We start from the raw sequence: 20,922 nt of genomic DNA on the forward strand, positions 1-20,922 counted from the left end.
GTGAAGTGGTGAAGTTGTCATTGCGAGGCAACGCCGAAGCAATCCGTCCTTTACGCAGTCAGAAGCGCTATTCTATTCAAAAGCCCCCACATCAGAACCAGACGTTGGGGGCTTTCGGTTTTTAGGGTTCTGGGTAAGAAAAAGGGCGGATTACTCCGGCGCTGCCTCACTCACCATTTCATCTCTCGACCAGGTGCCGACCCGAATGAGCATGAACAGGTTGATGAAAAAGAAGGAGCCAATTTTATCGACTTCTACCAGCTCATTCAGCAGCAGATGGAATACAATGATGATGAAGCTCATGCCGCAGGCCAGTAGTACGTAGCGGGGCTGAGTGCCCGGTTGGGTGCGGTGATACAGCGTTTCGATGGTGATGAGGGCGGCCCCCAGCAGCGTGATGAACAGGACCACCCCGGGAAAACCCTGCTCGGCCAGCACCAGCAGAAAGTAGTTGTGAGTGGTTGATTTTTCGGGGTTTTCGCTCACGTAGGTACGGAAGCTGCGTACCGTGTAGCGTTTGTACTCAGGGTAAAACGTGCTGGGGCCGCTGCCTACCAGCGGCTTATCGGCCGACATGCGGCCGGCCGCTACCCAGCGGTACACTCGCTCCATTCCCGACACGTCCTGCAGCTTATAGGTCGCCTCCAGGTGCTTCTCGAAGTTCTGGCCATTGAAAACGGTCTTCTCGAAGTTGGGGGCGTAGAGCATGTAGTTATTCTGGCTCAGGAAATACGTGGCTCCCGACAGCACGGCCACCAACACGCCCACCAGCAGCAGGCGCGTCTGGCGCAGCCGCACCACGTAGTAAAACAGCCCCGCCACCGGCAACGACAGCACCGAAGCGCGGGTGTACGACGTCAGGAGCCCGAACAGTAGCACGACCAGAGCCACCCACCAGGCCATTTTTTCCTTGCCGTGCGTACTCCGGATGCTGTACAGCGCAAAAGGCAGCAGCAACGCCAGCACGGTGGCATAAATTACGTGGTTGCGGTACAGCGGCTGCACGGCTTCGTTGATGGATTCGAAGCTGAAGCCGTGTGCAGCGTGTTTGGCAGCCGTTACCAGCACCGTAAGCGTGGCGCTGATGGCATACAGCCCGGCCAGTCGCCACACGTCGGCGGGGCGGCGCACCAGCAGCAGGGTGCCCAGCCCGAACGGCACGAGGTACCAGACTTTCGCCAGCAAATACTTGACGGACTTCGTGGTATCTACCGAGAAGGTGGTGGATACTACCGACCAGAGCAGCATCAACAGCAGAATAACCACCAGCGGATGCCGCAATTCCCGCCCCGGAATGGTTGCCCTGCGCATAAGCACCGTAGCCAGCACGCAGCCCGTGAGTACCAGCAGCAGCGGCTCGGAAGGCACATCCATACTCAGGCCGCCGGGCAGCGGGAGCTCCCGGGAAAAAGCCAGCGTCAGGAACAGCAGGTAGTACAGCAGCCGCCACTCCGTGAATACTACCAGCAGGCCCACGCCCAGGACCAGCGGAAGCAGGGCCAGTGGCGTATCGAGCAGGAGGGCCGTGGCGCCGCCGCCCAGCAACACCACCACAAACCCCACGAAGATGCGCTGGGCCGGGTCGGAGGGCAGGAGCGAGGCAAGCCGCTGGCTCACAGGGCCGGCCGGCTAGTGGGGCGTCTGGTGGTACGCCGCCACAGTTCCAGCAGCGTAATCACCACAATGGACAGGGCCAGCGTCAGGAACACCGAGCCAACCACAATCAGCCAGCGGATGGGCTTGCTCTTTTTAGTGGCCGGATACGCTTTCTGCACCAGATAAAGCGAGGAAAGCTTGCCTTTTAGGGCTACATCGGCCGTTTCGTAGTCGCCGCGTGCTTTTACCAAACGAGTCTGCAGGTCCGTCATGCGAGCTGCGAATAGGTTCAGCGAGTCGACACCGCGCGTGTAGTCCTCCAGGTTCAGCACGTTGCCCTGATCGGATTGGGTGAGGCCCCGCAGGGCGCGGCGCAGACCGGCAATCTTGCGACTGTCGTCGCCTTCGCCTTCTGCTTTACGCAAGTCGGTTTCCACTTCAATGATTTCCCGGGCCAGGTAGCGCGACTGTTGCTCTAACCCATAGATACCGTAGCGGCGCCGGGCCTGGATGAGCTTCTGGCGCGAGGTTTCAAACTCCTTGTTCAGGAACTGAAAGCGTTGCTGATAAAGCCCCAGCACGTTGCGGCGGTTTTCCAGCGTCAGCTGCTGGTTCACCGAGTCAATTACCTGCACCAGGGTGTTGGCAATGCGGGCGGCCAGCTGCTTGTCTTCATCAAAAAACGTCAGCTCAATGGCGTCCCGCTCGTTGTGCACAATGTCGAGGTTGGCGCTGAACTTGCGCAGGGCCGCATCGTCGGCGGCATCGTCGCCGGCCGTACCGGTTTCGTAGTGCTCGTGCAGGTTAAAACGCTTGATTATCAGCTCCGCTATCGGCTGCGACTCACCAATGGTGATGATGCGGTCCAGGTCTTCGGTGCGGCCACCCAGCTCCAGCTTGCTGCCTTCGGTGGCAATGCGGTCAGGGTCGGTAGTCTGCGGGTTGGTTGGGAAGAAAACGGCGGTAGACTTGTACACGTTGGGCATCAGCAGCGCCACGGCTATGCTTAGTACCAACGCCAGCACCAGAGCGGTGCCTACAAGTTTCTTCCAACGGTTGATAATAGGCCACAGGCCCAGGAGGGAATAAGACGGCTCCGACATGCTGCAAATAAGGCCGCGCGACCGGAAAGTGGAAAGGTCAGACGTCGGCGGCAGGCAAATATAGAGGAAAAACGCCCGGCTCCGGCCCCTATCTGCGGCTTTAACCCCGGTGGCTTTTATGTAGTTTTGCGCTTTCCCGCTGCTGGCGGTTGGCGGTTGCAGCCGCTCAACGGGACAGTTTTTTCGTTCTCCTAACCTCACATCCATCAAACGCTTCCTCGGAAATATCAGCTTCGTGGTGTTGCTCAACCTACTGGTAAAGCCGGGCTGGGTGGTGCTGGAAAATGTGGTGCAGGACCGCATCGGGCATGAGCTGTTCGGTACGTTCACGGCTTTGCTCACGCTGGCTACCATTGTGGCGGCCGTTTCCGACCTAGGGACTACCCAGCTTACTACCAAGCGACTGGCTGCCTCCCCTAGCTTCTTCACCGATTTTTTCCCGACGCTGCTACCGTTGCGGGCGGGGCTGGGGGTGGGGTTTCTGGCCCTCACGGTGGGGCTGGGCTGGGTGCTGGGCTACCGGGGGCACTGGCTGCTGCTGCTGGCTATTACCGCCGCCGGTCTGCTGCTGACGCAGTACACGCTGTTTCTGCGTGGAGTTCTGCAGGCGCATCAGCGGTTCAATACCGATGCGGTACTATCGGTGCTGGAGCGGCTGCTGCTGCTGGGGCTGGTGCTGGCCCTGCTGCCAATGGGCCTCACGCTGGACCGGTTTGTGGGCGTGCGCACCGTGGCGGTGCTCTTCACGTTTCTGCTGCTGGTAGGCCTGATCCGGCGGCTGTACGGGCGGGTAGCCCTGCGGCCCCGCTGGGCTCAGGCGCGGCAGGTGCTGCTGGAAAGTCTGCCGCTGGCCTTTATCACGCTGGTGTATGGCCTGAACGAGCGGATTGATATGCTGATGCTGGAGCGGCTGGTATCGGCCCGCGAGGCCAGCTACTACGCGGCGGCCTACCGCTGGGTAGATGCCGTGATGATGTACCTCTGGACGGTGCTGCCGCTGTTTTTTGCCCGCTTCGCCCACGCTACCGGCCGCCCCGAAGAACAGCAGAAGCTGCTGTGGTTCGGGCAGCGCATCGTAACGGTGCCGCTGTTGCTGGTGGTAGGTTTTGGGCTGTTCCGGGGGGAGCTGCTGTTCTTCCAGTTTAAGCACAGCACCCCGACCGAGCTGCTGCGCATGACACAATGCCTGCAGATTCTGTTTCTGAACGTGCTGGTGCATGCCTTCTTCGCCATCTACAGCACCCTACTCACCAGCACCGACCACGAAAAACCGGTGTCCTGGCTCGTGACGGGCAGTATCGTACTCAATACCGGCCTCAACTTCCTGCTGCTGCCACGCTACGGCGCACTGGCCGGCGCCGCCAATACGCTGCTGTGCGCGGTGGTGGTATCCATCGGCTACGTCTGGCTGGTGCCGCGCCGGACCGGCGTGCAGCTGCCGCTGGCAGTGCTGTGGCGACTGGCCCTGGCGTTTGGCGGTTTGTGCGCGGGTTGGTACGCGCTGCGCACCTACGCCGGGCTACCCTGGTGGCTGGAAACCGGCGTGGCGGGTATCTGGTTACTGGTCCTGATATTCGCCCTGGGCATCGTCAGTTTTTCCGAACTGCAGGCGTTGCGGAAAAAAGGATAAGGTGCCGGAATGTAAAATGGGTGGATTTCTGAATGGGCAAAAACATCCAGCATTGCAGCCCTTCACCAGCCCATCAGCTCAGCTATTCCGCACTCCACCCGGTCACCCATTCATCCGTCCAACTTGCATATAGCCGTCAACGTCCGCTTTTTATTGCCCGGCGATAAGCTGGAGGGTATCGGGCGTTTCACGCTGGAAACGTTGCGCCACATGGTGCAGCAGCAGCCGGAACACACGTTCCATTTTCTGTTTGATCGGGCTTTTGATGAGCGGTACCTGCTGGGCCCGAACGTAGTACCGCACGTGTTGCAGCCGCCGGCCCGGCACCCGCTATTGTGGGTGGCCTGGTTTGAAGGCGCCGTGGCTCACTGGCTGCGGCGCAACCGCCCGGCCGTTTTCCTGAGCCCCGACGGCTTCACCACCCTGCGTACCCGCGTGCCCCGCGTAACGGTGCTGCACGACTTGGCCTTCGAGCACTTCCCGGCCGATGTGGACCGCCTGGTGCTGCGCTACTACCGACATTTCACGCCCCGGTTCGCCCGCGCCTCCGCGCGACTGGTAGCGGTGTCAGAAGCCACGAAGCAGGATATTATAAGCACTTACGGCACCGAGCCGGCCAAAATCAGCGTGGTGTACAACGCGGCCGACGCCCATTTTCGGCCCCTGACGGCCGCCGTGCAGCAGGCCACCCGGGAGCGGTTTGCGGCGGGTAAGCCATATTTTCTGTTTGTGGGAGCGTTGCAGCCGCGCAAGAATCTGGTTAACCTGCTGCGGGCCTTCGATGCGTTCAAAGTGGCCACCGCGTCGCCCGCGAAGCTGCTGGTGGTAGGCCGCACCGCCTGGAAGGCCGGCCCCATCTTCGATGTGTATCAGCAGCTGCAGTACCGCCACGATGTACACCTGACCGGCCGCGTCACCGACCCGGAACTGGTGGAACTGTATGCCGCCGCGCTGGCTACCTGCTACGTGCCGTACTTCGAGGGCTTCGGAATTCCCATTATCGAAGCCCAGACCTGCCACTCGCCCGTCATCACCTCCAACTGCAGCTCTCTGCCCGAAGTAGCCGGCGACGCCGCCTGTCTGGTCGACCCGTTCTCGGTGGCCTCCATTGCCCGGGGCCTGACCCAGGTACATGCCTCCGCCGACTACCGACAGGAATTGGTTCTGCGCGGGCAGCGCAACATCCAGCGGTTTTCCTGGGCCGAAAGTGCCCGGCTGCTGTGGGCCGAAGTAGAGCGCGCCGCCTCGGATGGCAGTTAGTAGATTTTGGTTGCTGACCGTTCGTTTGTTGAGATTTGACCGGCTGGAGAAGTAATTATCGGGCAACTGAAAACGGACAGCCAAAAACCCGCACCCAAAACAAAAGGACAAACATGCACCTACACCGAATGCCCGGGCTGGTGCAGCGGCTGTTTCCCGACTGCCTCTGGACGATGCCACCCACCACGCCGCCCACCCTGTACCTGACGTTTGATGACGGTCCTATCCCGGAGGAAACGCCGTTTGTAGTGGAGCAGTTGGCCCGTTTCGGGGCCAGCGGCACGTTCTTCTGCGTGGGCGACAATCTGGCCAAGCACCCGGACGTGGCCCGGCAGGTGCTGGCGGGTGGCCACCGCCTGGCTAACCACACCTACCATCACCTCAGTGGCTGGAGCCACTCCCGCCCCGAGTACCGGGCCGATGTGGCCCGGTGCCATGCGTTGCTGCAACAGTTGCAGCCCGAACCCCGGCCGCTGTTGCGCCCGCCTTACGGCCGCATTACGCCCGCGTTGGCCCGGGAGCTGAACCAGACCCATCAGGTAGTTATGTGGGACGTGCTGACCTGTGACTATGACCGGGATTTTGTCCCCGAGGAATGCCTGGCTACTGCTATTCGCCTGACCCGGCCCGGCTCCATTGTCGTCTTTCATGACAGCCTCAAGGCCAGTGCCAATCTGCGCTACGTACTGCCCCGCTACCTCACGCATTTTGCGGAGCTGGGTTATACGTTTGCACATCTGTAAATACTGCGCTGCCTGGTGCTGGTCAGCAGGCTGAACTACCTGTATTACTTCTCCCGATGCTTCTGCTTGCCTTCTATTTTATCGGCTGGTTTGCCTTGCTGCTCACGGCCACGGTGCTGTTCGGGCGGCGCGGCAGTGGGGCAGTGTCGCTGCCAGCTCCACTGCCCCGGCTCAGTATATTGATTGCCGCCCGCAACGAGGAAGCCACCATCGGCCGCTGCCTGCAGGCCATTCGTATGCTGGACTACCCACCGGAGTTGCTGGAAGTGCTGCTCGGCGACGACGGTTCGACGGACCGGACGGCCACTGTTGCCACCGCCGCTATGCAGGACTACGCCGGTAGCTTCCGCCTGATTCCCATTACCGATAATCTGGGTACGGCGCGGGGTAAAGCCAATGTGCTGGCCCACCTAGCCCGCGCCGCCAGTACCAACATTTTCTGCATTACTGATGCCGATATTGCCGTTCCTGCTACCTGGTTAACCGGCCTGCTGGCGCACCTGTACCCCGGCGTGGGCAGCGTGACGGGCCTCACGCTGGTCACCGGGCCCCGCCTGTTCCACCGCCTGCAGGGCCTCGACTGGCTGTTGTCGTTGGGGTTGGTGCAGGTGGTTACCGACTTGGGCCGGCCCGTAACGGCCATGGGCAATAATATGCTGGTGACGCGCGTCGCCTACGAGGCCACCGGCGGCTACGAGGCCCTGCCGTTTTCCGTAACTGAGGATTTCGAGTTGTTCAAAGCCCTACTGCGGCAGGGATACGGCTACCGCAACCTGTTCCGGCCGGAAGTGCTGGCCGAGTCGTTGCCGATGTACACCTGGCGGGAGCTATTGCACCAGCGGCGGCGCTGGCTGCGCGGGGTAGAGCAATTGCCCGGCTGGCTACAGATCTGCCTAGTGCTCTATGGTTCCTTTTATCCCGCTCTGCTGATGATGGCGCTGGTTGCCGGGCCGGGCGTGGCGCTGGGGCTGTGGGCCGCTAAAATGGGCGTGCAGGGGCTGCTGGCAGCCAAGTGCTTTCGTGCAGTGGGCCGCCGGCCGCCGCTGGAGCTGCTGCCCATGTTCGAGCTGTACACTCTTGTTATGACAACTGGTTTGCTTTTGTTTCGTCTGTTGCCGTTGTCGTTCGAGTGGAAGGGGAGAAGTTACCGGTAAATCACATTTCACAACTTCGCCTCCGGCTTACCTTTGTGGCATGCAGTTTTCCGATTCGCACGCCCACGTCTACTCCGAACAATTCAAACCCGATCAGGATGAGATGCTGCTCCGCGCCTTTGAGGCCGGGGTGGAAACCATCTTCATGCCCAACATCGACCACGACAGCATTGACGCCATGCTGGCCGTGGAAGCCCGCTACCCCAACCAGTGCTTCGCCCAGATGGGCCTGCACCCCTGCCACGTCACCCGCAACTTTGAGCAGGAGCTCTACGAGGTAGAAACCTGGCTCAGCCAGCGGCCCTTCGCGGCGGTAGGGGAGTGCGGCATTGATCTGTACTGGGATAAAACCCTATTGGCCGAGCAGCAGGAAGCCCTGCGCATTCAGGTACAGCTGGCCAAAAAGCACAACCTGCCGCTGGTGCTGCACACCCGCGACGCCTTCCGCGAAGCTGCCGACATCATCGCGGCGGCCCAGGACGGCACGCTGCGGGGGGTGTTTCACTGCTTTTCCGGCACCCGCGAGGAAGCCGAGGAAGTTATCAGGCTGGGCTTCCGGCTGGGAATTGGCGGGGTGGCCACCTTCAAGAACGGCGGCCTCGATAAGGTGCTGCCCGGCCTGGGCCTGAAACACCTGCTGCTGGAAACCGACGCGCCCTACCTGGCCCCCGTACCCCACCGCGGTAAGCGCAACGAGCCATCCTACATTCCGTTGGTAGCCTACCGCGTAGCCGAAATCCTGGGCGTTACCGGGGCCGAAGTAGCCCAGGCCACCACCCGCAACACCCTGGAACTGTTCGGTGAAGCTGAGCGCCTGAAGTAGCAGCTTCATAAAACGTCAGCACGCGAGATTCCTCGCTCCGCTCGGAATGACGTTCTATTCCCCATTGCTACCTTACCGTTCCACCCAACCCGTTGCCCGTGTCCGCTGCCGAAACCACCCCGCAAACCTCCATTCTTATCATTTATACCGGCGGCACCGTCGGGATGGCGTACAACAAGCGCGGCGAGCTGGTACCAATGAACTTTGAGCAGATTCGTAAGAAGATGCCCGAGCTGCGCCAGCTTAACATGCAGGTGGACGTCACCAACCTCGGCGAGCCCATCGACTCCAGCAACGTAACCGCGCAGGACTGGCTCCGGCTGGCGGCCCTCATCGAGGAAAACTACGCCCGCTACGACGGCTTCGTGGTGCTGCATGGCACCGATACCATGGCCTACTCGGCCGCTGCTCTCAGCTTTCTGCTCGAAAACCTGGCCAAAACGGTGGTGTTTACCGGGGCGCAGGTACCTGTGGGCCGCATCCGCACCGATGCCCGCCGCAACCTGGTAACGGCCCTGGAAATGGCCGCCGCCCGCTGCCCCACTTCGGGCACCGTGCGCGTGCCCGAGGTGTGCCTGTTTTTCAACGACCAGCTTATTCGGGGCAACCGGGCCAAAAAGGTGGAAAGCCAGCAGTACAACGCCTTCCGCAGCGAGAACTACCCGCCCCTGGCCGAAGCCGGCATTGAGCTGGAATTCAACGACCGGCAGATTCGGGCGCGGCCGGCCACGCCGCTGCAAGTGCATCAGCAACTGGAGGAAAACGTCACCATCGTCCACCTGTTTCCGGGCCTCACCGAGCGAATGCTGCGCGCCCAGCTGGAAGCCCCCGGCCTGCGCGGGGCCGTGCTGCTCACTTACGGCTCCGGCAATGCCCCCACGGCCGCGTGGTTTCTCAACGCCCTGCGCGCCGCGTCGGCCCGGGGAACCGTTTTGCTCAACGTGAGCCAGTGCGAGGAAGGCCGCGTGCTCCAGGGCCGCTACGAAACCAGCGCCCACTTCACCGATTTGGGCGTAATTGGCGGGGCCGATATTACGGTGGAAGCCGCCATTACCAAGCTCATGTTCGTGCTGAGCCTCAACGAACAACCGGCCCACACGCGTCACCTGCTGACTCAGGACCTACGCGGCGAAATCACAATAATGTAGCGGGATACGCATGCGAGGCTTGCGTATCCCGAAAATCGGGTGTTATTTTGCGCCACCTAACCGCATCCCCGATGCACACCCAGAGAGGTGTCCGAGTGGTTGAAGGAGCACGCCTGGAAAGTGTGTATGGGTCTAAAGCTCATCGTGGGTTCGAATCCCATCCTCTCTGCAAAAAGTCCCGTTTCTGAATCAGAAACGGGACTTTTTTTTTCCTGCGGACGCGTAGGAGCGGGCCGGAGTTGGCCGCCGGGTCGTAACTTCCGTTGAAGGCCTACTATGAAACGACCCCACGTAATCTGCCACATGATGTCCACCGTGGATGGCAAAATTCTGGCCGCCAACTGGCAGGATAAAATGCTGACCGACACCTACTCCGGCTACTTCGAGAAATACCATGACACGTTCACCAGCCAAGCCTGGATGTGCGGGCGCATCACCATGGAGCGCGACTTCTCCGGCGGTGTGCAACCCGATCTGCAGCCCACCCCACACCCCATTGCCCGGGAGCCGTTCATTGGGGATGCGCAAGCCACTTCCTTCGCCGTGGCCGTGGATGCCCACGGCAAGCTGGGCTGGGACAGCAACGCCACCGGCGGCGACCATATCGTGGAAATCCTCACCGAGCAGGTCAGCGACGAGTACCTGTATTACCTGCAGCGCCAGCGCATTTCCTATTTATTTGCCGGGAAGAAGGAAATCGACTTTGCCTCGGCTTTGGAACAGTTGGCGGCGTTGTTTCCCATCGAAACGGTGATGCTGGAAGGCGGCGGCCATCTCAACGGCTCCCTGCTCAACGCCGGCCTAATTGACGAGCTGAGTCTTCTGCTTTTGCCCATTGCCGACGGTACGTCCCATTCACCCACTACCTTCGAGGTGAGCGACTACCTCCACAAAGGTCCCGCCACCCGCGTACACCTAACCCAGGTCCAGCAGCTGGACAACGAAGTGGTGTGGCTGAAATACCGTTTTCAGGCGTAGCACACATAGCTGCCGCCGCCGTGTACCGCACGGTTCGCGAAACCACAATACTACCCCACGGCATGAGGCCAAACGGCCTGCTTCCAGCGTTGGAAGCAGGCCGTTTGCTGTATCGGCAGACCGTTTTTACCGGCTCTTGAACTGGCGGATGGCGTCGCGGGTGAAGTCGGACAGCACGAGGCGGCCGCTGATGGCGGCCCGCTCCGGCAGCAGCGTATCCCAGTGGTCGGTGCCCTGCCAGATGACGCGCTTGAGGTCGGTGAGAGCCTCGGGGTTGTAGGCGGCCAGCTTGCGGGCAAAGGCCAGCACGGCCGCGTCGAGGGCTTCGGCGGAGTCGTGCAGCTCGGCGTAAAGGCCTTTCTGCAACGCCCACTCGGCGGGGCGGAACTCGCTGGCATCGAGGGCCAGCTGGGCAAAGGCGGCGGTGCCGATTTTGCGCTCCACGGCCGGCCCTACTACAAATGGCCCGATGCCGACCACCAGCTCGCTCAGCTTTACGCTGGCATTGGTGGTGGCAAAGCAGTAGTCGGTAGCGGCGGCCACGCCTACGCCGCCGCCAATGGCCTTGCCCTGCACCCGCCCGATGATGATTTTGGGCGAGGTGCGGCAGGCGTTAATCACTTTGGCGAAGCCGGAGAAGAACTCCAGGCCCTGGGCCGCGTCCTCAATGGCAATCAGCTCATCGAAACTGGCCCCGGCACAGAAGGTCTTTTCGCCCTCGCTTTCTAGGACGATGACTTTGGTGGCCTCGGCCTGAGCGGTCTGGGTGATGGTAGCGGCCAGCTGGGTGAGCAGCGCGCCGGGAAGGGAGTTGTGCGAGGGGTGGAAGAAGCGGATGGTGCTGATGCCTTCCGGGGTGGTGTGGGTGGTAACGGTTCCTGTGGTCATGGGGGGAATTGAGTTGTAAAAAGAGCGTCATGCTGCAAATAGCCCGTCATGCTGAGCTTGCCGAAGCATCTCTACTGCTTCGTTGGGCTAGCAATGCAACGAAGCGGTAGAGATGCTTCGGCAAGCTCAGCATGACGGTTAGCCTCTGGCGAGATGCTTCGCTCTGCTCAGCATGACGTTCTAAAGGCTACTCCTGATCCTTCTTTTTCACCATCGTCAGAATCGTAGCGACGGCTACGGTTTCGCCGGTTTCGTCGGAGACGTCTACCAGCCAGCGCACGATGCCTTTGGCTACATCCTGCTCGTCGCGCTTTTCCTGGGCTATTTTTTCCTTGACGGTGAGCTTCACGCCGATGGTCATGCCAGGGTAGACGGGCTTGGTGAAGCGGCACTCATCGAGGCCGTAGTTGAGCAGCACGGGGCCTTTGCGCGGGTCCACGAACATGCCGGCGGCCTTGCTGAGCACGTAGTAGCCGTGGGCCACGCGGCCCGTGAACAGCGTGCCATCCAGGGAAGTGGCGTCGACGTGGGCGTAGAAATTGTCGCCCGACACTTGCGCGAAGTTGGTGATGTCGGCTTCCGACACGGTGTGGCGGTGGGTGGTGTAGGTCTGGCCGATTTCCAACTCCTCGAAGTAGTGCTGGAAGGGGTGCTTGTCCTTCTCGATCTGCTTGGCCTTGGGCTGGTACACTTGCGTGATGGCCGTAATCATGCTGGGCGAGCCCTGGATGGCGACGCGCTGCATGAAGTGCTCCACGCCGCGCAAACCGCCCATTTCCTGGCCGCCGCCGGCCCGGCCGGGGCCGCCGTGCACCAGCAGCGGCAGCGGCGAGCCGTGGCCGGTGCTTTCCTTAGCCACCTCGCCGTTGAGCACCAGAATCCGGCCGTGGTGCGTGGCGGCCCCCATGACAAACTCGGTGGCAGTGGCGGGGCTGTTGGTGGCCACCGAGCACACCAGCGAGCCGCGGCCCAGATTGGCCAGCTCAATGGCTTCGCCCACGTTCTTGTAAGGCATCAGCGTGGCTACCGGCCCGAAGGCTTCCAGCTCGTGCGAGTCGGTAAACTTGAACGGCTCGGAGTTCAGCAGCACAATCGGCGACATGAACGCGCCGGTTTTGCAGTCGCCGCCGATAACCTGCACGTTGTCCAGGTCGCCGTACACGATGGGCGTGTTCTGGGCTAGGCGCTGCACCTGCTCGCGCACGCGCTTTACCTGGTCGAGGCCGGCCAGGGCGCCCATGCGCACGCCCTCGGCCTGCGGATGGCCCACGGTGGTTTGGGCCAGGGCTTTGCCCAAGGCAATCTGCACGTCCTCCACCAGATTTTCGGGCACGATGATGCGGCGGATGGCGGTGCATTTCTGCCCGGCTTTGGCCGTCATTTCCTTGCGTACTTCCTTGATGAACAGGTCAAATTCCACGGTGCCGGGCACGGCGTCGGGGCCCAGCACGGCGGCGTTCAGCGAGTCGGCCTCCATGTTGAAGGGTACCGATTCGGCCAGAATGCGCGGGTGGCCCTTGAGCTTGCGGCCGGTTTCAGCCGAGCCCGTAAACGTCACGACATCCTGGTACGTGACGTGTTCCAGCAGCCCGTGGCCCGAACCGATGACCAGCTGCAGCGCGCCCTCCGGCAGAATGCCCGACCGGATGATTTCGCGCACCACGGCCTCGGTGAGGTAGGCCGAAGGCACGGCCGGCTTCACGATGGCCGGCATGCCGGCCAGCAGGTTCACGGCAATCTTCTCCAGCATGCCCCAGATAGGGAAGTTGTAAGCGTTGATGTGGACGGCCACGCCCTCCTTAGGCACCATCAGGTGGTGACCCATGAAGTTGCCGGCCTTGGACAGCGCAATTGGGTCCGACTCGGCGTAGAACGGCGTATCGGGGAATTTTCGGCGCAGGGAGGCGTTGGCGAACAGGTTGCCGATGCCGCCTTCGATGTCAATCCAGGAGTCGGCGCGGGTGGCACCGCTGCGGTAGCTGAGGGTGTAGAAGTCCTCTTTTTTGCTGTCGAGGTGCAGGGCCAGGGCCTTGAGCATGCGGCCCCGCTCGTGGAAAGTCATGCGGCGCAGCACGGGGTTACCCACGCGGCGGCCGTAGTCGAGCATGGCCGCGAAGTCGAGCCCCTCGCCGTCGGCAATGGCTACCACCTCGCCGGTGGAGGCGTCGTAGAGTTCCTGCTGGTCGCCGGAGCCAGCCGTCCAGCGGCCCAGGGCGTAGTTTTCGAGTAGTTGTGCCATTGGTGGATTTGGAGGACCTCACGTTCGCCTCACCCCCTAGCCCCCTCTCCAGGGGGAGAGGGGGAACTAGTTTTCTAGCTTTCTAGCTGGGCGGGTTGTGAGGTTGGTGGGTGGGAAGTTTGGGGTGTAGAGACGCAATATCTTGCGTCTCGTCGTTGCTGAGGTTGTTTATATACTTTGCCGGTCGTTCAAGGGGGAGACGCGAAGTGTCGCGTCTCTACATCGTGCTTGCGTTCCGCAAACTAACGCAAACGGCTCTTTCGATTATCGTTCAACGAATCAACCACCCCTAACCCCTCCTTTCCAAGGAGGGGAACTAGCTCTAGAAAACTAGAAGCTAGTCCCCCCTCTCCTTTTCCGGAGAGGGGGCTAGGGGGTGAGGCGAATGAGAGGTTACGCCCGTTCCAGCACTACCGCGTAGCCCTGGCCCACGCCGATGCACATGGTCACGAGGGCGTAGCGCTTGTGCTGGCGGTGCAGCTCGCGGGCGGCGGCGTTGAGGATGCGGGCGCCGCTCATGCCCAGCGGGTGGCCCAAGGCAATGGCGCCGCCGTTGGGGTTCACGCGCGGGTCATTGTCGGCGAGGTGCAGGGCGCGCAGGCAGGCCAGGCTTTGGGCGGCGAAGGCCTCGTTCAGCTCGATTACGTCGATGTAGTTGAGGGTGAGGCCGGCGCGTTGCAGAGCCTGCTGACTGGCTGGCACCGGCCCGATGCCCATGATGCGCGGCTCCACGCCGGCCACGCCCATGCTCACAATGCGGGCCAGCGGCGTGAGGTTATGCTGCTTGATGCCGGCTTCCGAGGCCAGCAGCAGGGCTGCCGCGCCGTCGTTGAGGCCGGAGGCGTTACCGGCCGTGACGGTGCCGGTTTTACGGAACGCCGGGCGCAGCTTGCCGAGGCCTTCGAGGCTGGTGTCGGGCTTCAGGAACTCATCTTCGGCGAAAAGCAGCGGCTCGCCCTTGCGCTGCGGGATGGGCACCGGCGCAATTTCCTCGGCCAGGCGGCCGGCCTGCTGGGCGGCGGCGGCTTTCTGCTGCGAGTGTAGCGCAAACTGGTCCTGGTCGTCGCGGCTGATGTGGTACTGGTCCACCAGGTTTTCGGCGGTTTCACCCATGGCGTCAGTGCCGTAGAGGGCCTGTAGCTGGGGGTTGATGAAGCGCCAGCCGAAGCTGGAGTCGTACATCTGCGAGTCGGTGCCGAAGCCTTTGCTGGGCTTGGATACCACCAGCGGGGCGCGGGTCATGTTTTCCACCCCACCCGAAATGAACAGGTCACCGTCGCCGCTGCGGATGGCGCGGGCGGCGGCAATGCTGGCCGAGAGGCCGGAGGCACAGAGGCGATTCACGGTTTCGCCGGGCACGGTGGTGGGCATACCGGCCAGTAGCAGCGCCATGCGGGCCACGTTGCGGTTGTCTTCGCCGGCCTGGTTGGCGCAGCCCAGCAGCACATCGGCCACGGCGGCAGGGTCGAGGCTGGGGTGGCGGCGCAGCAGTTCCCGGATGGCGTGGGCCGCCAGGTCGTCGGGCCGCACGGCCGCGAGCGTGCCGCCAAAGTTGCCAATGGGCGTCCGGATTCCGTCGATGAGGTAGGCTTGGGTCATGGGGTGGGTGGTGGTGATGATTGGGTCAGGAAAGAACGTCATGCTGAGCTTGCCGAAGCATCTCGCGTGCTGACGTTGGATTACTGTGGCAACGTCAGCACGCGAGATGCTTCGGCAAGCTCAGCATGACGTTCTACTTGCTTCACAGCACCTCCGTACTCGTCCGGTAGGCGGTGCCTTTGAACAGGGCCAGCGGGGTGCCGTGCTGGTTGGTGAGGCGCAGCTGGTACACCCCGATTTTGTGCTTGAGGCTTTCCTCGCGGGCTTCCACGGTGATGAGGTCGTCGGGGCGGCCGGGTTCGAGGAAGTCGATGGTGGCACTGAGGGCCACGCTCTGGCGGCCGTGGCTGTTGCAGGCGAAGGCAAAGGCCGAATCGGCGGCGGCGAAGGCCACGCCGCCGTGCAGGATGCCGAAGCCGTTGAGCATCTCGGGGCGCACCCGAAACTGCAGGCGGCAGTAGCCGGGGCCCATTTCCTGCACTTCCAGCCCCAGCCAGTGGCTGAAGGCGTCGTGCTGCAGCATCTGGTCTTTCACAGCTTCGGCGCGAACCACGGCGGCGCTAGCGGGCGGTTGGCTCATACTGGGCAAACGTGTGGCCGGCCCGGACCAGGCGACGCAGCAGCGGGCTGGCGCGGTAGCGGTCCTCGTGGTAGTCGGCGTAGAGGTCGTCGAGGGTGGTCAGTACGTTCGGCAAACCCAGCTCGTCGGCCCAGGCCAGCAGGCCTTTAGGGTAGTTGACGCCCTTGGTCATGGCCAGCTCCAGGTCCTGGCGGGAAGCTACATTGAAGGCCAGCGCGTCGGCGGCTTCGTTGATGAGCATGGCCAGCACGCGCTGCACGATCTGGCGGCCCAGAGCCTCGTCGCGCGTAGGCTCGGGCGGGGTGGCGCCGGGGCGGTAGTCGTAGAAACCGCGGCCCGATTTGCGGCCGTAGTAGCCGGCCTCGAACAGACGTTTCTGGGTGAAGCTGGGCTTGTAGCGCGGGTCGAAGAAGAACGAAGTGAACACCGACTCCGTGACGCGGTAATTCACGTCGTGGCCGATGAAATCCATCAGCGCAAACGGCCCCATGCGGAAGCCGCCCAGCTCGGTCAGTGCCCAGTCGATGGTCGCCATATCGGCCACGCCTTCTTCCAGCAGCCGGATGGCCTCGCCGTAGAAAGGCCGCGCCACGCGGTTCACGATGAAGCCCGGCGTGTCTTTCACCAGCACCGGCAGCTTGCTCCAGCTCTGCACCAGCTGGCGGATTTCCTCGGCCAGCCCGGCGCGGGTCTGCACCGCCGGAATGATTTCCACCAGCTGCATCAGCGGGGCCGGGTTGAAGAAGTGGATGCCGATAAACCGCTCGGGGTGCTGGCAGGCCGCCGCAATGCTGGCAATCGACAGCGAGGACGTGTTGGAGGCCAGCACGCAGGTTTCCGACACCACCAGCTCCACTTCCCGGAACAGTTGCTGCTTCACGCCCAGGTCTTCCACAATGGCTTCCAGCACCAGCCCGCAGTCAGCAAACAGGTTGATGTCGGTGGTGGGCAGCACGCGGGCCGCGGCGGCTTCGGCAGCCTCCGGGGTGATTTTACCTTTCTCCGTGAGCTTCTGCAGGCTGCCCTGGATGCCGGCTACGGCCCGCTCCAGCGCGGCCGTGTTCTGGTCGAGCAGGCGCACCGAGTGGCCGGCCTGGGCCACCACCTGCGCAATCCCCGCCCCCATAGCCCCGCTCCCGATAATTCCGATGGTCATTCTTTTAGTGCTTAGTGCCTAGTGCTTAGGTGAACGGCGTAGAGACGCAATATTTTGCGTCTCGTCGTTGAACGGCCCGGAACCGTGGGGGCTTAACAACATCAGCAATGATGAGACGCAAAATATTGCGTCTCTACGCCGTACAATACTTGTTCTACTGCCCCGTAAACGTCGGCTGGCGCTTTTCCATGAAGGCCGACACGCCCTCTTTGTAGTCGGCGGTGCTGCCGGCGCGGAGCTGGTAGTCGGCTTCGGCGCGGAGTTGCTGGGTGAGGGTGTTGGAGAAGGTGCCGTTGAGCAGCTGCTTGGTGTAGGCGAGGCCCTTGGTGGGCATGGCAGCCAGCTTGCGGGTCAGGGCATCTACTTCGGCGTCGAACTGGTCGTCGGCAAACGTCTTGTAGATCATGCCCATCTGCATGGCTTCCGGGGCCGATACCTTGTCGCCGGTCATCATCAAAGCCGTGGCGCGCTGCAAACCCACAAGGCGGGGCAGGAAGTAGGTGCCGGCGCTGTCCGGAATCAGCCCGATTTTGCTGAACGCCTGAATGAACGAGGCCGACTCGCGGGCCACCACAATGTCGCAGGCCAGAGCCAGGTTGGCCCCCGCGCCGGCGGCCACGCCGTTCACGGCCGCCACTACCGGCTTGTCCAGGGCCCGAATCAGCTCCACGATGGGGTTGTAGAGCTGCTCCACAATCTCGGCCACTTCGGGGCTGTCGGGGCCGGTGATTTCCGCCAGGTCCTGGCCGGCGCAGAAGGCTTTGCCGGTGCCTGTGAGCAGCACAGCGCGCACCTCGGGGTTCTGCTGGCACTCGCGCAGCCGCTGCTGCAAGGCCAGCGCCACTTCCTTGTTGACGCTGTTGAACACCTGCGGCCGGTTGAAGCGGATGGTAGCCACGCCGGCTTCGAGGGAGAAGAGTAGGGAGTCGTTCATGTTGAGCCTCACGGTTGCCTCACCCCCTAGCCCCCTCTCCGGTGGAGAGGGGGAACTAGCTTTCTAGCATTTTAGAGCTAGTGTTTACTTGAGGTAAGGGTAGTGAGTGGATTTAGAGTTAGAAAGAGCTAGATACTAGTTCCCCCTCTCCACCGGAGAGGGGGCTAGGGGGTGAGGCAACCGTGAGGCCTTAAGCGTGGCACTTGAAGTAGTCGAAGGGCTCCAGGCAGTCGTCGCACTGGTAGTGGGCTTTGCAGGCGGTGGAGCCGAACTGGCTGACCAAATGGGTGTGGGTGGACTTGCAGAGCGGGCAGCGCACGGCCGTATCAGCCCCGAACAGGTTGAGGACGTGGCCGGTGGCGGTTCCGTCTACGGGCGGGGCAATGCCGTAGTCTTCCAACTTCTGACGGCCGGCCTGGCTCATCCAGTCGGTGGTCCAGGCGGGGCTGAGCTGGTTGTGGATGTGTACCTGCGTGAGGCCCTCAGCCAGCAGCCGCAGCCGGATTTCGGTGGCAATGGTGTTCATGGCCGGGCAGCCCGAGTAGGTGGGCGTGATGGTGACGTGCACCTGCTCGCCCTCCAACCGCACCCCGCGCACAATGCCCAGATCCAGGATGCTGAGCACCGGCACCTCAGGGTCGGAAACCTCTTCCAGCAGCTGCCAGATGTGCGCTTCGGTGGGCATTACGTGGGGTTGGTGGGGCATATGGGATAAAGATCAGAACGTCATGCTGAGCGGAGGCGAAGTCGAAGCATCTCTACTGCTTAGTTCTCACGACTGAGTTAGTCAACGGTAGAGATGCTTCGACTCCGCTCCGCTGCGCTCAGCATGACGGGCTAGTTAGTCTACCACTGCATGCCCGGATAAGTCCGCTGCATGTATTGGAGCTCGGCCAGCAGGTAGCCAAGGTGCTCGGAGTGGCGGCCGTCTTTGCCGCCTTGCTGGGCAAACACGTTTTCCGGTACGGGCAGGGTGGCTTCCTCGAATACGCGCGCGACGTGGGCGTTTATCTGCTGCTGCAAAGCGGCGTAGTCGGGCACGAGGCCGGCGGCTTGCAGGGTTTGCTCGGTGGCGGTGGGCATGGTCAGCTCGCCGCCGAAGCGCCACAGGTTGCGGATGGCCTTCTCGATGCGCCGTCGGCTTTCGTCGGTACCGTCGCCGAGGCGAATCAGCCACTCCGAGCTCCACTTGATGTGGTAAGCCGCCTCCTTCACCGATTTCTCGGCAATGGCTGCCAAGTGCGCGTCGGGGCCCTGCTGGAGCTGGAGCAGCAGGTGGTAGTGGAAGGCATCGTACAGGAACTGCCGCACGATGGTGTGGGCGAAATCCTGGTTGGGCTGCTCCACCAGCAGCGGGTTGCGGTACTCCACGGCGGGCCGCAGGTAAGCCAGGTCGTCCTCGGTGCGGCCCTGGCCTTCCAGCTCGGCGGCGTACTGGTAGTAGCTGCGGGCCTCGCCCAGCAGATCCAGCGCAATGTTGGCCATAGCCAGATCCTGCTCCAGAATGGGGCCGTGGCCGCACCACTCGCTCAGGCGGTGGGCCAGAATCAGGCTGGTATCGGCCAGCTGCAGCACGAAGGGCAGCATCTTACGCTGGGTTTCGGTGACAGTAGCCAGGGCCGGCGTGGGCGTGAAGTCGTCCGTCATCGGTTACATGTGCTTGATGGAATCCGGCACCTGATAGAAGGTCGGATGGCGGTAGATTTTGTCGTTGGCGGGCTCGTAGAAGGCGGCCGCGTCGTCGGGGTTGGAGGCGTGTACGTGCGTGCTTTCCACCACCCAGATGCTCACGCCTTCGAGGCGGCGCGTGTACACGTCGCGGGCGTTCTGGATGGCCATGGTGGCGTCGGCAGCGTGGAGGCTGCCCACGTGCTTATGGTCGAGGCCCTGTTTGCTGCGGATGAAAACTTCCCACAGCGGCCATTCTTGTTGCGTCATACGATGCGCCTCACGTTCGCCTCACCCCCTAGCCCCCTCTCCGAAAAGGAGAGGGGGAACTAGCTTTCTAGTTTCCTAGAGCAGTTTTCAGGGTAGACGGAGTGAGGATATTTTAAGGTTAGAAAAACTAGAAGCTAGTCCCCCCTCTCCTTTTCGGAGAGGGGGCTAGGGGGTGAGGCGACGCTTACGCGGCCGACTTGGCCAGCTCGCGGCCGGCGCGTTTGGCGGCGTGGGCCAGGGCGGCTTCGCGCACCCAGGCGCCTTCTTCCCAGGCATCTACGCGGGCCTGGAGACGCTCCTGGTTGCAGAGGCCGTTGCCTTTCACCACGTTCCAGAACTCTTCCCAGTTCACCTCGCCGAAGTCGTAGGCCTGGCGAGCCTCATTCCACTGCACCTTCTCATCGGGCACCGTGAGGCCCAGGAACTCGGCCTGGGGCACCATCATGTCCACGAATTTCTGGCGCAGCTCGTCGTTGGTGAAGCGCTTGATGCGCCACTTCATGCTCTGCTCGGTGTTGGGCGAATCGGCGTCGGCGGGGCCGAACATCATCAGCGTGGGCCACCACCAGCGGTTGAGGGCTTCCTGGGCCATGGCTTTCTGCTCGGGCGCGCCTTCGCACAGGGTCTGCATAATCTCGAAGCCCTGGCGCTGGTGGAAGCTTTCCTCCTTGCACACGCGCACCATGGCGCGGGCGTAGGGGCCGTAGCTGGTGCGGCACAGCGGCACCTGGTTCAGGATGGCGGCACCATCGACCAGCCAGCCCACGCAGCCCATATCGGCCCAGCTCAGGGTAGGATAGTTGAAGATGCTGCTGTACTTGGCTTTACCCGAGTGCAGGTCGGCCAGCATCTGGTCGCGGGTGGTGCCCAGGGTTTCGGCGGCCGAGTAGAGGTAGAGGCCGTGGCCGGCTTCGTCCTGCACCTTGGCCAGCAGGATGGATTTGCGCTTCAGCGAAGGAGCACGGGTAATCCAGTTGCCTTCGGGCAGCATGCCTACCAGTTCGGAGTGCGCGTGCTGCGAAATCTGCCGGATCAGCGTCTTGCGGTACGCCTCGGGCATCCAGTCCTTGGGCTCGATGCGCACATCGGCATCAATGCGGGCCTGAAACTGTTCTTCCTGGGTGAGTTCTAGGGTTTCCATGCCTCTTCAACA

General features: G+C 62.4%; 19 protein-coding genes and 1 tRNA gene. 8 read left to right on the forward strand and 12 right to left on the reverse strand.

Annotation, left to right across the window (positions count from 1 at the left end):
• Nucleotides 1-150 precede the first annotated feature (150 nt).
• Together EI293_RS10515 and EI293_RS10520 are read right to left on the reverse strand one after the other, a co-directional pair.
• On the reverse strand, nucleotides 151-1,617 hold the full coding sequence (locus EI293_RS10515; RefSeq protein WP_125437365.1) for an O-antigen ligase family protein: 1,467 nt from the start codon (nucleotides 1,615-1,617) through the stop codon (nucleotides 151-153).
• On the reverse strand, nucleotides 1,614-2,699 hold the full coding sequence (locus EI293_RS10520) for a GumC domain-containing protein (protein WP_170170336.1): 1,086 nt from the start codon (nucleotides 2,697-2,699) through the stop codon (nucleotides 1,614-1,616). The genes EI293_RS10515 and EI293_RS10520 overlap by 4 nt, the downstream gene beginning before the upstream one ends.
• Before the next feature lie 235 nt (nucleotides 2,700-2,934).
• Here EI293_RS10520 and EI293_RS10525 point away from each other — a divergent pair, with 235 nt between their 5' ends.
• From EI293_RS10525 to EI293_RS10560, 8 genes are all read left to right on the forward strand, one after another.
• Nucleotides 2,935-4,329: an oligosaccharide flippase family protein gene (locus EI293_RS10525; RefSeq protein ID WP_262706517.1), complete on the forward strand. Its 1,395-nt coding sequence runs from the start codon at nucleotides 2,935-2,937 to the stop codon at nucleotides 4,327-4,329.
• 123 nt (nucleotides 4,330-4,452) lie between these two features.
• Nucleotides 4,453-5,589: a glycosyltransferase family 4 protein gene (locus EI293_RS10530; RefSeq protein ID WP_125437371.1), complete on the forward strand. Its 1,137-nt coding sequence runs from the start codon at nucleotides 4,453-4,455 to the stop codon at nucleotides 5,587-5,589.
• Nucleotides 5,590-5,702: 113 nt separating this feature from the next.
• Nucleotides 5,703-6,332 (forward strand): polysaccharide deacetylase family protein, encoded by a 630-nt coding sequence (locus tag EI293_RS10535; RefSeq protein ID WP_246010610.1) that lies wholly within the window; start codon nucleotides 5,703-5,705, stop codon nucleotides 6,330-6,332.
• 56 nt (nucleotides 6,333-6,388) lie between these two features.
• Nucleotides 6,389-7,486: a glycosyltransferase gene (locus EI293_RS10540; protein WP_125437373.1), complete on the forward strand. Its 1,098-nt coding sequence runs from the start codon at nucleotides 6,389-6,391 to the stop codon at nucleotides 7,484-7,486.
• Between the two features lie 40 nt (nucleotides 7,487-7,526).
• Entirely contained in the window at nucleotides 7,527-8,309 is a 783-nt protein-coding gene (locus tag EI293_RS10545) for a TatD family hydrolase (RefSeq protein WP_125437375.1), read from the forward strand.
• A gap of 98 nt (nucleotides 8,310-8,407) precedes the next feature.
• Complete coding sequence (locus EI293_RS10550; RefSeq protein WP_246010611.1) at nucleotides 8,408-9,457, forward strand: asparaginase; 1,050 nt, start codon at nucleotides 8,408-8,410, stop codon at nucleotides 9,455-9,457.
• 81 nt (nucleotides 9,458-9,538) lie between these two features.
• Nucleotides 9,539-9,626: transfer RNA gene (locus EI293_RS10555), tRNA-Ser, on the forward strand.
• Nucleotides 9,627-9,733: 107 nt separating this feature from the next.
• Nucleotides 9,734-10,435: a dihydrofolate reductase family protein gene (locus EI293_RS10560; RefSeq protein ID WP_125437377.1), complete on the forward strand. Its 702-nt coding sequence runs from the start codon at nucleotides 9,734-9,736 to the stop codon at nucleotides 10,433-10,435.
• 126 nt (nucleotides 10,436-10,561) lie between these two features.
• Here the strand turns inward: EI293_RS10560 and EI293_RS10565 are convergent, their stop codons facing one another.
• From EI293_RS10565 to paaA, 10 genes are all read right to left on the reverse strand, one after another.
• Nucleotides 10,562-11,323, reverse strand: a complete 762-nt coding sequence (locus tag EI293_RS10565) for an enoyl-CoA hydratase/isomerase family protein (RefSeq protein ID WP_125437379.1) — start codon at nucleotides 11,321-11,323, stop codon at nucleotides 10,562-10,564.
• A gap of 187 nt (nucleotides 11,324-11,510) precedes the next feature.
• Nucleotides 11,511-13,562, reverse strand: coding sequence for a phenylacetic acid degradation bifunctional protein PaaZ (gene paaZ / locus EI293_RS10570; RefSeq protein ID WP_125437381.1), 2,052 nt, complete (start codon nucleotides 13,560-13,562; stop codon nucleotides 11,511-11,513).
• Between the two features lie 393 nt (nucleotides 13,563-13,955).
• Complete coding sequence (pcaF, locus tag EI293_RS10575) at nucleotides 13,956-15,161, reverse strand: 3-oxoadipyl-CoA thiolase (RefSeq protein ID WP_125438034.1); 1,206 nt, start codon at nucleotides 15,159-15,161, stop codon at nucleotides 13,956-13,958.
• A gap of 142 nt (nucleotides 15,162-15,303) precedes the next feature.
• A complete protein-coding gene (gene paaI, locus EI293_RS10580; RefSeq protein ID WP_125437383.1) occupies nucleotides 15,304-15,741 on the reverse strand; it encodes a hydroxyphenylacetyl-CoA thioesterase PaaI in 438 nt (145 codons plus the stop codon).
• Nucleotides 15,722-16,897, reverse strand: coding sequence for a 3-hydroxyacyl-CoA dehydrogenase NAD-binding domain-containing protein (locus EI293_RS10585; RefSeq protein WP_125437385.1), 1,176 nt, complete (start codon nucleotides 16,895-16,897; stop codon nucleotides 15,722-15,724). Before EI293_RS10585 ends, paaI begins: the two co-directional genes overlap by 20 nt.
• 154 nt (nucleotides 16,898-17,051) lie before the next feature.
• Nucleotides 17,052-17,831, reverse strand: a complete 780-nt coding sequence (locus tag EI293_RS10590; RefSeq protein WP_125437387.1) for an enoyl-CoA hydratase-related protein — start codon at nucleotides 17,829-17,831, stop codon at nucleotides 17,052-17,054.
• 190 nt (nucleotides 17,832-18,021) lie between these two features.
• The gene (gene paaD / locus EI293_RS10595) at nucleotides 18,022-18,537 is read right to left on the reverse strand and encodes a 1,2-phenylacetyl-CoA epoxidase subunit PaaD (RefSeq protein WP_211339558.1); all 516 of its coding nucleotides are present in this window, start codon (nucleotides 18,535-18,537) and stop codon (nucleotides 18,022-18,024) included.
• Nucleotides 18,538-18,677: 140 nt separating this feature from the next.
• Nucleotides 18,678-19,478, reverse strand: a complete 801-nt coding sequence (gene paaC, locus EI293_RS10600; RefSeq protein ID WP_125437389.1) for a 1,2-phenylacetyl-CoA epoxidase subunit PaaC — start codon at nucleotides 19,476-19,478, stop codon at nucleotides 18,678-18,680.
• A gap of 3 nt (nucleotides 19,479-19,481) precedes the next feature.
• Nucleotides 19,482-19,769, reverse strand: coding sequence for a 1,2-phenylacetyl-CoA epoxidase subunit PaaB (gene paaB / locus EI293_RS10605; RefSeq protein WP_044004358.1), 288 nt, complete (start codon nucleotides 19,767-19,769; stop codon nucleotides 19,482-19,484).
• A 184-nt stretch (nucleotides 19,770-19,953) separates the two neighbouring features.
• Entirely contained in the window at nucleotides 19,954-20,910 is a 957-nt protein-coding gene (gene paaA, locus EI293_RS10610; protein WP_125437391.1) for a 1,2-phenylacetyl-CoA epoxidase subunit PaaA, read from the reverse strand.
• Between the last annotated feature and the right edge of the window lie 12 nt (nucleotides 20,911-20,922).

Origin of the sequence: Hymenobacter perfusus, assembly GCF_003944765.1 — a bacterium.
In the GTDB taxonomy this organism is placed as follows: Bacteria; Bacteroidota; Bacteroidia; order Cytophagales; family Hymenobacteraceae; genus Hymenobacter; species Hymenobacter perfusus.